Annotated in this window: 10 protein-coding genes; all 10 read right to left on the reverse strand. The window is 59.4% G+C overall.

Translation table 11 applies throughout. The features are described from left to right. Positions 1–5: 5 nt before the first annotated feature. Positions 6–314: a 30S ribosomal protein S10 gene (gene rpsJ, locus BUA94_RS08685; protein ID WP_006936455.1), complete on the reverse strand. Its 309-nt coding sequence runs from the start codon at positions 312–314 to the stop codon at positions 6–8. Positions 315–383: 69 nt separating this feature from the next. Continuing rightward, a complete protein-coding gene (gene tuf, locus BUA94_RS08690; protein ID WP_073011916.1) occupies positions 384–1,574 on the reverse strand; it encodes an elongation factor Tu in 1,191 nt (396 codons plus the stop codon). Between the two features lie 44 nt (positions 1,575–1,618). After that, positions 1,619–3,694, reverse strand: a complete 2,076-nt coding sequence (gene fusA, locus BUA94_RS08695; RefSeq protein ID WP_073011919.1) for an elongation factor G — start codon at positions 3,692–3,694, stop codon at positions 1,619–1,621. A 24-nt stretch (positions 3,695–3,718) separates the two neighbouring features. After that, on the reverse strand, positions 3,719–4,189 hold the full coding sequence (rpsG, locus tag BUA94_RS08700) for a 30S ribosomal protein S7 (protein ID WP_073011923.1): 471 nt from the start codon (positions 4,187–4,189) through the stop codon (positions 3,719–3,721). 12 nt (positions 4,190–4,201) lie between these two features. Then, complete coding sequence (gene rpsL, locus BUA94_RS08705) at positions 4,202–4,573, reverse strand: 30S ribosomal protein S12 (RefSeq protein WP_068314108.1); 372 nt, start codon at positions 4,571–4,573, stop codon at positions 4,202–4,204. A 625-nt stretch (positions 4,574–5,198) separates the two neighbouring features. Continuing rightward, positions 5,199–5,498, reverse strand: coding sequence for a regulator (locus tag BUA94_RS08710; RefSeq protein ID WP_073013753.1), 300 nt, complete (start codon positions 5,496–5,498; stop codon positions 5,199–5,201). A gap of 152 nt (positions 5,499–5,650) precedes the next feature. Next, positions 5,651–9,850 carry a DNA-directed RNA polymerase subunit beta' gene (rpoC, locus tag BUA94_RS08715; protein ID WP_073011927.1) on the reverse strand — a complete coding sequence of 1,400 codons (4,200 nt, stop codon included), beginning with the start codon at positions 9,848–9,850 and terminating at the stop codon, positions 5,651–5,653. Between the two features lie 102 nt (positions 9,851–9,952). Continuing rightward, entirely contained in the window at positions 9,953–14,092 is a 4,140-nt protein-coding gene (gene rpoB, locus BUA94_RS08720; RefSeq protein ID WP_073011930.1) for a DNA-directed RNA polymerase subunit beta, read from the reverse strand. 184 nt (positions 14,093–14,276) lie between these two features. After that, positions 14,277–14,648 (reverse strand): 50S ribosomal protein L7/L12, encoded by a 372-nt coding sequence (gene rplL, locus BUA94_RS08725; protein ID WP_073011932.1) that lies wholly within the window; start codon positions 14,646–14,648, stop codon positions 14,277–14,279. 60 nt (positions 14,649–14,708) lie between these two features. Further along, on the reverse strand, positions 14,709–15,227 hold the full coding sequence (gene rplJ / locus BUA94_RS08730; RefSeq protein ID WP_073011937.1) for a 50S ribosomal protein L10: 519 nt from the start codon (positions 15,225–15,227) through the stop codon (positions 14,709–14,711). Positions 15,228–15,429 lie beyond the last annotated feature (202 nt).

Genomic DNA, 15,429 nt, shown 5'->3' on the forward strand with positions numbered 1-15,429 from the left:
CCGCCTCAGAGCTTGATCTCGACGTCAACACCAGCGGCCAGATCGAGCTTCATAAGAGCGTCGACCGTCTGGGGCGTCGGATCCACGATATCGAGAAGACGCTTATGCGTGCGCATCTCGAACTGATCGCGGCTTTTCTTGTCGATGTGCGGGCCGCGAAGCACTGTGTACTTCTCGATCCGCGTCGGCAGCGGCACGGGTCCCCGCACCTGCGCACCGGTCCGCTTCGCCGTGTTCACGATTTCCTTGGTGGAAGCATCGAGAATACGGTGATCAAATGCCTTGAGGCGGATCCGGATATTCTGACCGTTCATTTCAGAGTTCCCGATAAGACAGGCGGGCCTGCAGGTGTTTCGTTAGGAAACGGCAGGCCCTGCCGTCAATTATGCGATGATGGAAGCAACCACGCCGGCGCCGACGGTACGGCCACCTTCGCGGATAGCGAAGCGCAGGCCGTCTTCCATGGCGATCGGCACGATCAGCGTGACCACGACCGACACGTTGTCGCCCGGCATCACCATTTCAGTGCCTTCCGGCAGTTCCACGATGCCCGTCACGTCGGTCGTGCGGAAGTAGAACTGCGGACGGTAGTTCGTGAAGAACGGAGTGTGACGGCCGCCTTCTTCCTTGGTCAGGATGTAGGCTTCAGCCTTGAACTTCGTGTGCGGGGTTACAGAACCCGGCTTGCAAAGAACCTGGCCACGCTCAACATCTTCACGGCCAACGCCGCGGATCAGGGCACCGATGTTGTCGCCTGCTTCACCGCTATCCAGCAGCTTGCGGAACATTTCAACGCCGGTAACCGTCGTCTTGCGGGTGTCCTTGATGCCGACGATCTCGACTTCTTCACCAACCTTGACGATGCCGCGCTCAACACGACCGGTCACCACGGTGCCACGGCCGGAGATCGAGAACACGTCTTCGATCGGCATCAGGAACGGCTGATCCTTCGGACGTTCCGGGGTCGGGATGTAGGCATCGACTGCGTCCATCAGGGCGCGGATCGCGTCACGGCCGATAGCCGGGTCGCGGTTTTCGACGGCTGCCAGAGCAGAGCCCTTGACGATCGGAATGTCGTCGCCCGGGAAGTCGTAGGAGGACAGCAGCTCGCGCAGTTCCATTTCGACGAGCTCGAGGAGCTCTTCGTCATCAACCTGGTCGACCTTGTTCAGGAACACGACGAGGGCCGGAACGCCAACCTGACGAGCGAGCAGGATGTGCTCACGGGTCTGCGGCATCGGGCCGTCAGCTGCGGAGCAAACCAGGATCGCGCCGTCCATCTGGGCAGCACCGGTGATCATGTTCTTGACGTAGTCGGCGTGACCCGGGCAGTCAACGTGTGCGTAGTGACGGTTGGCCGTCTCGTACTCAACGTGAGCCGTGGAGATGGTGATGCCGCGTGCCTTTTCTTCCGGCGCTGCGTCGATCTGGTCATAAGCCTTGGCAACCGCGCCACCAGCTTCAGCCAGCGTCATCGTGATTGCAGCCGTCAGAGTCGTCTTGCCATGGTCAACGTGGCCAATCGTGCCGATGTTGACGTGCGGCTTATTACGCTCAAATTTTTCTTTAGCCATCGGATTACTCCGCTCTCTTAATTCTAATCGTTCACAAGTTCAGGTTAGGCGTACTTGGCCTGAACCTGCTCAGCGACAGCCTGCGGCACTTGCTCGTAGTGATCAAACACCATCGAGTACTGGGCCCGGCCCTGGGACATGGACCGCAGGTTGTTCACGTAGCCAAACATGTTGGCCAGCGGAACCATTGCGGTAATGACCGTGACGATCCCGCGGTTTTCGGTGCCAGCAATCTGGCCACGGCGGGAGTTCAGGTCACCGATGACGTCGCCCATGTAGTCTTCAGGGGTAACGACTTCGACCTTCATGATCGGCTCGAGGAGCTTCGGACCAGCCTTCTGGATGCCTTCACGGAAACCAGCACGACCGGCGATTTCGAACGCCAGAACCGAGGAGTCAACGTCGTGGTATGCACCGTCGGTCAACGTCACCTTGATGTCGAGCATCGGGAAGCCAGCGATCGGGCCGGACGACATGACGCTTTCAACACCCTTGGTAACACCCGGGATGTATTCCTTGGGAACCGAACCACCAACGATCTTCGATTCGAAGACGTAGCCTGCATTCGGTTCTGCCGGCTCGATAACGAGCTTGATGCGAGCGAACTGACCCGAACCACCAGACTGCTTCTTGTGGGTGTAGTCCACTTCGGCCTGCTTGGTGATGGTTTCGCGGTAAGCCACCTGCGGCGCACCGATGTTCGCTTCCACCTTGAACTCGCGACGCATACGGTCAACGATGATGTCCAGGTGAAGTTCGCCCATGCCGGCGATGATCGTCTGGCCAGACTCTTCGTCCGTCTTCACGCGGAAGGACGGATCTTCAGCTGCCAGGCGGTTCAGGGCGAGGCCCATCTTTTCCTGGTCGGCCTTGGTCTTCGGCTCGACGGCGATCTCGATCACCGGCTCGGGGAATTCCATGCGCTCCAGGATCACCGGCTTCAGCGGGTCACACAGGGTGTCGCCAGTGGTGGTGTCCTTCAGGCCAGCGATCGCAACGATGTCGCCTGCATAGGCAATATCGAGGTCTTCACGGCTGTTGGAGTGCATCTGCATCATACGGCCGACGCGTTCCTTCTTCTCCTTGACGGTGTTCTGCAGGGATACACCCTTGTTCAGAACGCCGGAGTAGATGCGGCAGAACGTGAGCGAACCGACGAACGGGTCGTTCATGATCTTGAATGCCAGCATGGAGAGAGGCTCTTCATCGCCGGACTTGCGCAGAACTTCGCCTTCGGTCTTCGGGTCGATGCCCTTGATCGCAGGAACTTCAACCGGGCTCGGCAGATAGTCGACGACGGCGTCGAGCAGCGGCTGAACGCCCTTGTTCTTGAATGCGGAACCGCACAGAACCGGAACGAAATCGCTGTTGATGGTGCCCTTGCGGATGATTTCCATCAGCTTCTCGTTGGTCGGCTCTTCGCCTTCCAGATAAGCTTCCATGGCAGCTTCATCAGCTTCGACGGCGGTTTCGATCATCAGATCGCGGAATTCCTGAGCCTTGTCAGCCAGGTCAGCCGGGATCTCGACTTCGTCCCACTGGGCGCCGAGAGATTCATCGCGCCAGATCAGCGCCTTCATCTTGATCAGGTCGACCAGGCCAGCGAACTCGTTTTCAGCCCCAACCGGGATCTGAAGAACCAGCGGCGTGGCGCCAAGACGGGTCTTGATCATGTCAACGCAGCGATAGAAATCAGCGCCGAGCTTATCCATCTTGTTGACGAAGATCATCCGCGGAACGTGGTACTTGTCAGCCTGGCGCCAGACCGTTTCGGTCTGCGGCTCAACACCAGCGTTGGCGTCGAGCAGGGCGACTGCACCGTCGAGCACGCGCAGGGAACGTTCAACTTCAATGGTGAAGTCGACGTGACCCGGGGTGTCGATGATGTTCAGGCGCTTTTCTTTCCAGAACGCGGTGGTAGCAGCGGAGGTAATCGTGATGCCACGCTCCTGCTCCTGCTCCATCCAGTCCATGGTGGCAGCACCATCGTGAACTTCACCGATCTTGTGGCTCTTGCCAGTGTAGAAAAGGATCCGCTCGGTCGTGGTCGTCTTGCCAGCATCGATGTGAGCCATGATGCCGAAGTTGCGGTAGTCCTCGATTTTATGCGTGCGCGACATTGCGTCAGCCCTTCCGAGTCCAGATTACCAGCGGTAGTGCGAGAACGCGCGGTTGGCGTCAGCCATACGGTGCGTGTCTTCGCGCTTCTTCACTGCCGTGCCACGGTTGTTGGCGGCATCGAGCATTTCGCCCGACAGACGGTCAACCATGGTGGTTTCGTTGCGGTTGCGCGCTGCGGTGATCAGCCAGCGGATCGCCAGAGCCTGACGGCGGTCAGAGCGAACTTCGACCGGAACCTGGTAGGTCGCACCACCAACACGGCGGGAGCGCACTTCTACCTGCGGCATGACGTTTTCAAGAGCCGCATGGAACACTTCAATCGGGTTCTCACGGGTCTTGTTGGCGATCACATCGAAAGCACCGTAAACGATGCGTTCTGCGGTCGACTTCTTGCCGTCGTACATGATGGAATTCATGAACTTGGTGACGACCATATCCCCGAACTTCGGATCCGGGTTGATTTCGCGTTTTTCTGCGCGGTGACGACGAGACATCTATCGTACCTCTTACTTCGGACGCTTCGCGCCGTACTTCGAACGGCGTTGCTTGCGGTCCTTGACGCCCTGGGTGTCGAGCACGCCGCGGATGATGTGGTAGCGCACGCCCGGCAAATCCTTGACGCGGCCGCCGCGGATCATCACCACGGAGTGTTCCTGAAGGTTGTGACCTTCACCCGGAATGTAACCAATGACTTCGAAGCCGTTGGTCAGGCGGATCTTAGCCACCTTACGCAGAGCCGAGTTCGGCTTCTTCGGCGTCGTAGTGTAGACGCGGGTGCAAACACCACGCTTCTGCGGGCAGGCCTCCATGGCCGGCACCTTGTTCCGCTTGGGCGGATCTTTCCGCGGATTGCGGATCAGCTGGTTGATGGTCGGCATTCTGTGCCCTTTACCTCGTCCATCCAAAAACTCGTATGCGAACCTGGATCACTGATTCCGACATGCAGAATCGCGCCCGCCCGTTCCCGTCTGGGGACCGGCAGGCGCTTGCGAACCAGAGGACCGCAGGTTGCCCTGAGGTCATGCAATCGACGCTTATTCGCCTATATGAACCCGGCAGCGTTTAAGTCTTCTTGGTCCGGCGCGAGTCGCGCTCGGACAGTCAGGGGACTTACCGCCTGCCATCGGGATGCGCGGAAACTACTCATCACTCCCCTCTACGTCAAGTGGTTTGTCTGAAAAATGCGAGATTCCCGCCATCCATGCGGATCTGCAGAAATCTGCCGTTTTATGACACCCATTCAAGCAATAAATGAACCATTTATGACATTCATCCGGTTACATTATTGCTTTGACGGCTTCAGCTCCTGCGGGCAGAGCTAAACAGAGGGTTAACGCAATGAGTCAATTCCGAACAGTTGCGACGTGAATCGCATTGCGGGATTCGCATGGCCGCCATGCACCCCCGCGTTGAATCGCCGGACAGAAGAATCGCTCAGGTCTAAACCGCTAAGGACAGGTCCCTGCCCTCACAACCTTCCCTCCCCCTCCGTCCGGCCGCAGATCACTCGTCGTCGTTAAACGTGATGATCGCCACATTGCCGGAAAGGGCATCCTGATAAGCACCTTCGTAGATGGCGTCATCCGGCTCCCCGTCCATGACACCGATCTGGTCCAGCTCGGCTTCAGCGTAGCCCTGGGCAGCAAGAGCCTCCAGGGTCTTGCGGACGGCGCTGTCATCGTCGGGAGCGGTCAGCAGCGCATGGATCTCCATGCTGTCGCCCTCGCCTTCCTCGCCCTCGTTCCACACGCGGCCGATCACGATGAACACGGTCGGCTCGATGGCGTCTTCATTGTCGTTCATTGGGTCTGTCTCCATCTGATCGGCAGGGACGATCCCGCGTCCGCCGATCGGGCTCCGATAGGTCTTGGCCAGCAGGGTCCATTCAACACCTGCTGGCGGTCAGAAAAAAGGCCGCCCGGGGGCGGCCTTTCAAATCTTGTATCGTGACTGCCTTACTCGGCAGCACCGCTCAGGTCTTCCAGAAGACCTTCCGCAGCGCTGTCGGAAGACGCCTGACGGCGTGCGTCCTGGATCAGGTCGTCGCGGTGGCTTGCGATCTTGCGGATGCGCTTCATCACCCCGCCGGTACCAGCCGGGATCAGACGGCCCACAATCACGTTTTCCTTCAGGCCAACCAGCGGATCGATCTTGCCGTTGACAGCAGCATCGGTAAGCACGCGGGTCGTTTCCTGGAACGACGCGGCCGAGAAGAACGACCGGGTCTGCAGGGACGCCTTGGTAATACCGAGCAGGACCGGGTTGCCCTTTGCAGGGTCACGGGCCTCGTTGATGGCCTTCTCGTTGGCGGCGTCGAAGTCGAGCTTGTCGACCTGTTCGCCCGGGAAGAACTCGGTGTCACCGGACTCGGTGATTTCGATCTTCTGCAGCATCTGACGGACGATCACTTCAATGTGCTTGTCGTTGATCGTCACGCCCTGGAGCCGGTAGACTTCCTGGATTTCATTGACGAGGTAGGCAGCCAGTGCCTCCACGCCCTTGACCGCCAGAATGTCATGCGGTGCCGGGTTGCCGTCGAGTACGTATTCACCCTTTTCAATGGCATCGCCTTCCTGCAGGTGGAAGTGCTTGCCCTTCGGGATCAGGTATTCAACGGGTTCCAGAGCCTCGTCGTTCGGCTCGATGATGATGCGGCGCTTGTTCTTGTAGTCACGGCCGAAGCGGATCGTCCCGGAAATTTCCGCGATGATCGCATGGTCCTTCGGACGGCGGGCTTCGAACAGTTCCGCAACGCGCGGCAGACCACCGGTGATGTCCTTGGTCTTGGCGCTTTCGAGCGGGATACGAGCCAGAACGTCACCAGCCTTGACACGCGAACCCGGCTGAACCGAGAGAATGGCCTCCACGGACAGGAGCAGGCGTGCATCGCCGCCACGAGCGACCTTGGAGATTTCTCCCTTGTCGTTCTTGACCACGATTGCCGGCTTCAGATCCTGGCTGCGCTGGTTCGAGCGCCAGTCGATGACGACACGCTTCGTGATGCCGGTCGCCTCGTCGGCCGTTTCCTGAACGGACGCACCATCGACCAGATCTTCGAAGTCCACGATACCATCGACTTCCGAGAGCATCGGACGGGTGTAGGGGTCCCATTCCGCGATCCGCTGGCCACGCTTGACGGCATCGCCATCGTCCACATGCAGCTTGGAACCGTAGGCAATACGATGCACGGCGCGCTCATTGCCGTCGCTGTCGGTGACAACGATGGACATGTTACGGACCATGGCAATCAGGTTGCCGTCAGAGTCACGAGCCACGCTGCGGTTCCGCATGGAAACGGTACCGTCGACGTTGGATTCGATGAACGAGCTGTCCACCACCTGTGCCGTACCACCAATGTGGAACGTACGCATGGTCAGCTGCGTGCCCGGCTCACCGATCGACTGTGCAGCGATAACGCCGACAGCTTCACCCATGTTCACCGGCGTACCGCGAGCAAGGTCACGGCCGTAGCAGGTGGCGCAGACGCCGGTTTCGGTTTCACAGGTCAGAACCGAGCGGATCTTGATCTGCTGAACCTTGGCGGCTTCGATGACATCCACGTCCTTCTCGTCGATGAGACGGCCCTTCGGCACGATGATCTCACCGGTCTGGTGGTTGTAGACATCTTCAGCGGTCGTACGGCCAAGAACACGCATGCCCAGGGTCGCGATGACGTTACCGGCATCGACGATCGGGGACACGGTGATGCCACGCTCGGAACCGCAATCCGGCTCGAGAATGATCGAGTCCTGTGCCACGTCGACGAGACGGCGGGTCAGGTAACCGGAGTTAGCCGTCTTCAGAGCCGTATCGGCCAGACCCTTACGGGCGCCGTGGGTCGAGTTGAAGTACTCGAGAACCGAGAGGCCTTCCTTGAAGTTCGAGATGATCGGGTTTTCGATGATCTCGCCCGACGGCTTGGCCATCAGACCACGCATACCGGCCAGCTGCTTCATCTGCTGGGGCGAACCACGGGCACCGGAGTGAGACATCATGTAAACCGAGTTCATCGGCTTCTGGCGTCCGGTCTCCTCGTCGACCTGAACCGCCTTAATGCGGCCCATCATCTCGTCGGCGACCTTGTCGGTGCACTTTGCCCAGGCATCAACGACCTTGTTGTACTTCTCACCCTGGGTGATCAGACCGTCGTTGTACTGCTGCTCGTATTCGGTGACGAGTGCGGCGGTTTCGGCAACAAGCTTCTGCTTGGTGTCCGGAATCACCATGTCGTCCATGCCGAAGGAGATGCCGGCGGCACATGCGTTCTTGAAACCAAGCTGCATGATGCGGTCACAGAAGATCACGGTCTCCTTCTGACCACACGCACGATAGACGGCGTCGATCATCTTGGAGATGTCCTTCTTCGTCATCAGCTTGTTGCAGATGTCGTAAGGCACTTCGTGATGCTTCGGCAGCAGCTCGGCGATGAGCATGCGGCCCGGAGTCGTCTCGATGATCTCGGACGTCGGATTGCCATCGGCATCGATGTTCCGGTAACGGCCGCGGATCTTCGTGTGCAGGGTGATGACCTTGTTGGCAATGGCGTGATGGATCTCGCCAATGTCCGAGAAGGCCATGCCTTCGCCCGGCTCTTTCTCTGCCATGATGGACAGATAGTAGAGGCCCAGAACGATATCCTGGGACGGAACGATGATCGGGCCACCGTTTGCCGGATGCAGGATGTTGTTGGTCGACATCATCAGCGTGCGGGCTTCAAGCTGGGCTTCCAGCGAGAGCGGCACGTGAACAGCCATCTGGTCACCGTCGAAGTCGGCGTTGAAGGCCGAGCAGACGAGCGGGTGCAGCTGGATGGCCTTGCCTTCGATCAGGGTCGGTTCGAAAGCCTGGATGCCAAGACGGTGCAGGGTCGGAGCGCGGTTCAGGAGAACCGGGTGCTCACGGATAACCTCGTCGAGGATGTCCCAGACTTCCGGACGTTCCTTTTCAACCAGCTTCTTGGCCTGCTTCACCGTGGAGGAGAAGCCCTTGGCGTCAAGGCGCGAATAGATGAACGGCTTGAACAGCTCAAGCGCCATCTTTTTCGGCAGGCCGCACTGGTGCAGCTTCAGTTCCGGGCCCACGGTGATAACCGAACGGCCGGAATAGTCCACGCGCTTGCCGAGCAGGTTCTGACGGAAGCGGCCCTGCTTGCCCTTGAGCATGTCGGACAGCGACTTCAGCGGACGCTTGTTGGCACCGGTGATGACGCGGCCGCGGCGGCCGTTGTCGAACAGGGCGTCTACAGACTCCTGCAGCATGCGCTTTTCGTTCCGGATGATGATGTCCGGAGCACGCAGCTCGATCAGGCGCTTCAGGCGGTTGTTACGGTTGATCACGCGGCGGTATAGATCGTTCAGATCCGAAGTCGCGAACCGGCCACCGTCCAGCGGAACCAGCGGACGCAGATCCGGCGGGATCACCGGAACGACGGTCATGATCATCCACTCGGGCTTGTTGCCCGATTCCATGAAGGCTTCGATGACCTTCAGGCGCTTGGCCAGCTTCTTCGGCTTCAGCTCGGTGGTGGCTTCCGCGATCTCGACGCGCAGCTGTTCGCTGATGCGCTCCAGGTCGAGGCTCATCAGGATTTCGCGGATCGCTTCAGCGCCGATCATGGCGGTAAAGGCGTCTTCGCCGTATTCGTCCTGAGCTGCGATGAAGTCTTCTTCAGACAGAAGCTGATGCTGCTTGAGCGGCGTCAGGCCCGGCTCGAGAACAACGTAGTTCTCGAAATAGAGCACGCGCTCGAGATCCTTCAGCGTCATGTCGAGCAGAAGACCGATACGGGACGGCAGGGACTTCAGGAACCAGATGTGCGCCACAGGAGCGGCCAGCTCGATGTGGCCCATGCGCTCGCGGCGCACGCGGCTCAGCGTGACTTCCACGCCGCACTTTTCACAAATGACGCCCTTGTACTTCATGCGCTTGTACTTGCCGCAAAGGCATTCGTAATCCTTGATCGGGCCAAAGATACGGGCGCAGAAGAGACCGTCGCGTTCCGGCTTGAACGTACGGTAGTTGATCGTTTCCGGCTTTTTGATTTCGCCGAAAGACCAAGACATGATCTTTTCCGGGCTCGCCAGCGAGATCCGGATGTTGTCAAAGGTCTGAGCGGGAGCCTGTTGATTGAACAGGTTCATGACCTCATGATTCATGGTCTATCTCCTTCGATGCGCGGAGAGGGAGCTGGCCATCTGGCCAACTCCCCTGTCTCCGGCATTCCAAGTCCAAATTCGGTCTTTTTGATGCCCTCGAGGTTACTCGGCCGCGTCTGCGACGTCGCCATCCTCGATCTGGGGCACATCGGTACGCTGAAGTTCTACGTTCAGGCCGAGAGACCGCATTTCCTTAACAAGCACGTTGAAGCTTTCCGGAATGCCGGCTTCGAAGGTGTCGTCTCCGCGCACGATGGCCTCATAGACCTTCGTACGGCCGGCAACGTCATCCGACTTGACCGTAAGCATTTCCTGCAGCGTGTAGGCTGCACCGTAAGCTTCAAGCGCCCAGACCTCCATTTCACCGAAGCGCTGGCCACCGAACTGCGCCTTACCACCGAGCGGCTGCTGGGTGACGAGCGAGTACGGGCCGATCGAACGGGCGTGGATCTTGTCGTCGACCAGGTGGTGGAGCTTCAGCATATAGATGTAGCCCACGGTGACCTGGCGGTCGAATTCCTCACCCGTACGTCCGTCGTACAGCGTCGACTGACCCGACGGCTTGTAGCCGGCGATGTTCAGAGCCTCGACGACGTCCGGTTCACGCGCACCGTCAAAGACCGGTGTCGCAATGGACACGCCCTTCTTCAGCTGCTCGGCCAGACGGACGATGCCTTCGTCGTCGTAGTCCTTGACGCTGTCGCCCTTCAGGTTGTCGCCATAGATCTCGACGATCTTGCCACGAAGCTGCTCGACTTCACCGGACTTGCGGTACTGGTCGTACAGTTCGCCGATCCGCTTGCCCATGCCGGAACAGGCCCAGCCAAGGTGCGTTTCGAGAATCTGACCGACGTTCATGCGCGACGGCACGCCCAGCGGGTTCAGCACGATGTCGACATGCGTACCGTCTTCCAGGAACGGCATGTCCTCGCACGGGTTGATCTTGGAGACCACACCCTTGTTCCCGTGACGGCCGGCCATCTTGTCGCCCGGCTGGATCTTGCGCTTAACGGCAACGAAGACCTTGACCATCTTCATGACGCCCGGCGGCAGTTCGTCACCGCGCTGCAGCTTCTCGACCTTGTCGATGAAACGCTGCTCGAGACGCTTGCGGCTGTCGTCATACTGACCGCGCAGGGCTTCGATTTCGCTCATGAACTTTTCGTCGTCCATGACGAACTGCCACCACTGCGACCGCGGGAATTCATTCAGGACATCACCCGTCAGCAGGGTATCCTTCTTGAAGCCCTTGGGGCCGCCGACAGCAGTCTTGCCCAGCAGCATCTCGGCCAGACGGCCATAGACGTTGCGGTCGAGGATCGCCTGTTCGTCGTCCCGGTCCTTGGCAAGGCGTTCGATCTCTTCGCGCTCGATAGCCATCGCACGCTCGTCTTTTTCCACGCCATGGCGGTTGAAGACGCGCACTTCCACGATGGTACCGGCAACCCCCGGCGGCAGGCGCAGGGAGGTGTCGCGAACGTCGGAAGCCTTTTCACCGAAGATGGCGCGCAGAAGCTTTTCTTCCGGCGTCATCGGGCTTTCGCCCTTCGGGGTGATCTTACCGACCAGGATGTCGCCCGGATGAACTTCAGCGCCGATGTACACGATGCCGGCTTCGTCGAGGTTCTTCAGAGCCTCTTCGGAGACGTTCGGGATATCACGCGTAATTTCTTCCGGCCCGAGCTTCGTGTCACGAGCCATCACTTCGAATTCCTCGAGGTGGATGGAAGTGAACACGTCGTCAGACACGATCCGCTCGGAGAGCAGGATGGAGTCTTCGAAGTTGTAGCCGTTCCACGGCATGAACGCGACGAGCACGTTCCGGCCGAGAGCCAGATCGCCCAGATCGGTGGACGGACCGTCGGCGATGATATCGCCCTTGCCGATCACGTCGCCCACCCGGACCAGCGGACGCTGGTTGATACAGGTGTTCTGGTTGGAACGCTGGAACTTCATCAGACGGTAGATGTCGACGCCCGACTTGGACGGATCGAGATCTTCCGTTGCACGGATAACGATACGGGTCGCATCGACCTGATCGACCACACCGCCGCGACGGGCACCGATCGCAGCGCCGGAGTCACGGGCCACGATGGGCTCCATGCCGGTACCGACGAACGGAGCTTCAGCGCGTACCAGCGGCACGGCCTGACGCTGCATGTTCGAGCCCATCAGTGCGCGGTTGGCGTCATCGTTCTCAAGGAACGGAATGAGCGCGGCTGCGACCGACACGAGCTGCTTCGGCGACACGTCCATAAGGTCCACGCGGTCCGACGGGACCATCATGTTTTCACCGGCGTGACGGCAGGTGATCAGTTCGGTGGTGAACCGGCCGTCTGCGTCATACTCGGCGTTGGACTGTGCAACGTAGTGCTTGGCCTCTTCCATGGCGGAGAGGTAGACCACGTCGTTGGTGACGACACCGTCCTTGACCTTGCGGTACGGGCTTTCGATGAAGCCGTACTTGTTGACGCGGGCGAAGGTTGCCAGCGAGTTGATCAGACCGATGTTCGGGCCTTCCGGCGTTTCAATCGGGCAGATACGGCCGTAGTGGGTCGGGTGCACGTCGCGGACTTCGAAGCCAGCGCGCTCGCGGGTCAGACCGCCCGGCCCAAGTGCCGACAGACGGCGCTTGTGGGTGACTTCCGAAAGCGGGTTGGTCTGGTCCATGAACTGCGAAAGTTGCGAGGAACCGAAGAACTCGCGCACGGCAGCTGCTGCCGGCTTCGCGTTGATCAGATCCTGCGGCATGACCGTGTCGATCTCGACGGAGCTCATACGCTCCTTGATCGCGCGTTCCATGCGCAGCAGACCGACGCGATACTGGTTTTCCATCAGTTCGCCCACGGAGCGGACACGGCGGTTACCCAGGTTATCGATGTCGTCGATCTCGCCCTTGCCGTCACGCAGCTCGAGCAGAACCTTGATCACGGAGAGGATGTCGTCCTTGCGCAAAACGCGCACGGTGTCTTCACACTCCAGATCGAGGCGCATGTTCATCTTCACGCGGCCAACGGCGGACAGATCGTAACGCTCTGCGTCGAAGAACAGCGACTGGAACATGGCTTCCGCGGTGTCGACCGTGGGCGGCTCGCCCGGACGCATGACGCGGTAGATATCGAACAGCGCATCTTCGCGGGACTCGTTCTTGTCGACAGCCAGCGTGTTGCGGATGTAGGCACCGGTGTTGACGTGGTCGATGTCTAGCATCGGCAGGTCATGATAGCCGCGGTCGACCAGCTCTTCGAGGGTCTTGCCGTTCAGCTCTTCACCAGCTTCCGCATAGATCTCGCCGGTCTTCATGTCGACGATGTCTTCAGCCAGATACTGGCCGTGCAGATCCTCGTCCGTGACCTTCAGGCCGGTAACGCCCTTTTCAGTCAGCTGCTTGATCGTGCGTGCGGTGATCTTGCGACCGGATTCCACGACCACTTCGCCGCTGTCAGCGTCGACCAGGTCATAGGAAGCCTTGTTGCCCTTCAGACGGTTGCCATCGAACGGCATGCGCCAGGAGCCATCGGCCTGACGCTTGTATTCGATGCGGTTGTAGAAGGTGTTCAGGACTTCTTCGCCGTCGAGGCCAAGGGCCATCAGCAGCGAGGTCACCGGGATCTTGCGGCGGCGGTCGATACGCGCATAGACGATGTCCTTGGCGTCGAACTCGATGTCGAGCCAGGAACCGCGATACGGAATGACGCGGGCTGCAAACAGCAGCTTGCCGGAAGAATGGGTCTTGCCCTTGTCGTGATCGAAGAACACGCCAGGAGAACGGTGCATCTGGGAGACGATCACGCGTTCAGTGCCGTTGACAATGAACGTGCCGTTGTCTGTCATGAACGGCATATCGCCCATGTAGACATCCTGCTCCTTGATGTCCTTGACGGACTTGGCGCCGGTGTCTTCATCGACATCGAACACGATCAGGCGCAGGGTCACCTTCAGCGGTGCTGCGAACGTGATACCGCGCTGGCGGCACTCGTCGATGTCATACTTCGGCGCTTCGAATTCGTAGGACACGAATTCAAGCAGGGAGGTGCCCGCAAAATCGGAAATGGGGAAAACGGACTGGAAGACTGCTTCCAGACCATCGACATGGCGGCCGCCACCTGGCATCTCATCGACCTGAAGGAACTGGTCGTAGGAAGCCTTCTGAACCTCGATGAGGTTTGGCATGGCCGCGACATCGCGGATGGATCCGTAGTATTTCCGGACTTTTTTGCGACCGTTGAACGTTTGGGTCATTGTCGCTCCTCGTATCGGCCGGGTAACGGCTGGCCGAAACGCCCCTTTTTCAATCGGGCCACTGCCCAGGCGCTTCGGAAAACCGTCCCCCTAGTGGGACGTTTACCCCGGAACCGGGAAAACCCGCCGGGGCAAGAAAACGGTCCCGGGATGATCCCGGGACCGCAATGGGCTTAAAGCCCTATTACTTCAGCTCAACCTTAGCGCCAGCTTCTTCAAGCTTCTTCTTCAGGTCTTCTGCTTCAGCCTTGGAAACCTGTTCCTTGACGGTCTTCGGAGCGCCTTCGACGAGCTCCTTAGCTTCCTTCAGGCCCAGACCCGTGATTGCACGGACTTCCTTGATGACGTTGATCTTCTTGTCGCCAGCGTCAGCCAGAACGACGTCGAATTCGGTCTTTTCTTCTTCAGCAGCAGCAGCCGGGCCAGCAGCCGCAGCAACTGCGACCGGAGCAGCAGCGGAAACGCCCCACTTCTCTTCGAGAAGCTTGGACAGTTCAGCAGCTTCCATGACGGTCAGCGCGGAGAGTTCTTCAACGAGCTTGTTCAGATCAGCCATTTTCTTAGTACCTTAAAGTTCGAACCAAATCTTTGGTTGCAGACAGTGTATTGGGACGCCTTATGCGGCCTCGTCCTTCTTGGCATACGCGCCGAAGACGCGGGCGAGCTGCCCGGCCGGTGCGTTGACAACCTGGGCGATACGGGTCGCCGGGGTCTGGATCATGCCAACCAGCTTTGCACGCAGCTCGTCGAGCGACGGCATGGAAGCCAGAGACTTGACCCCTTCCGGGTTCAGGTTGGTGGAGCCCAGAGCACCGCCGATGACAACGAGCTTGTCGTTGGTCTTGGCGAAATCCACGACTGCCTTCGGGGCTGCGACCGGATCATCGGAGTAAGCGATGATGGTCGGACCCGTGAACAGATCGGAGATGTGTTCCAGTTCCGTGCCTTGAAGGGCAAGTTTCACAAGGCGGTTCTTTGCGACTTTGACAGTGCCGCCGGCAGCGCGCACGGACGAACGAAGTGCCGTCATCTGCGCAACCGAAAGACCTGCATAGTGCGCGACGACGACAACGCTGGTGTTACCCAGTTCGCCGTTGAGAGCCGTCACGAACTCGTGCTTTTCCGCTCTTTCCACTTGCCTTCTCCAGTTGGTGGCGTTGCCGCCACCGGTTTACCTTTGCCACATGCGCGGTTCCCGAACCCGGGAACGCCACATGCGACGCTCAGGGGTCCTGTCCCCTCGCCCGCGTCTGAGAACGCATGGCAAGGTCTGGTTCGAACCTCTGCCCCATCGGGGAAAATTGGTTCTCACCTATCTATGCAGGCCCATTCGGCTT

The sequence above is a fragment of the Roseibium suaedae genome (genome assembly GCF_900142725.1).
GTDB classification, from domain to species: domain Bacteria; phylum Pseudomonadota; class Alphaproteobacteria; order Rhizobiales; family Stappiaceae; genus Roseibium; species Roseibium suaedae.

Bases quoted from the DNA above. Each gene is read 5' to 3' on its own strand.
- rpoB (WP_073011930.1), bottom strand. From the start codon at position 14,092: ATGACCCAAACGTTCAACGGTCGCAAAAAAGTCCGGAAATACTACGGA.
- rplL (WP_073011932.1), bottom strand. From the start codon at position 14,648: ATGGCTGATCTGAACAAGCTCGTTGAAGAACTCTCCGCGCTGACCGTC.
- rpsG (WP_073011923.1), bottom strand. From the start codon at position 4,189: ATGTCTCGTCGTCACCGCGCAGAAAAACGCGAAATCAACCCGGATCCG.
- rpoC (WP_073011927.1), bottom strand. From the start codon at position 9,850: ATGAATCATGAGGTCATGAACCTGTTCAATCAACAGGCTCCCGCTCAG.
- fusA (WP_073011919.1), bottom strand. From the start codon at position 3,694: ATGTCGCGCACGCATAAAATCGAGGACTACCGCAACTTCGGCATCATG.
- rpsJ (WP_006936455.1), bottom strand. From the start codon at position 314: ATGAACGGTCAGAATATCCGGATCCGCCTCAAGGCATTTGATCACCGT.
- tuf (WP_073011916.1), bottom strand. From the start codon at position 1,574: ATGGCTAAAGAAAAATTTGAGCGTAATAAGCCGCACGTCAACATCGGC.
- BUA94_RS08710 (WP_073013753.1), bottom strand. From the start codon at position 5,498: ATGAACGACAATGAAGACGCCATCGAGCCGACCGTGTTCATCGTGATC.
- rpsL (WP_068314108.1), bottom strand. From the start codon at position 4,573: ATGCCGACCATCAACCAGCTGATCCGCAATCCGCGGAAAGATCCGCCC.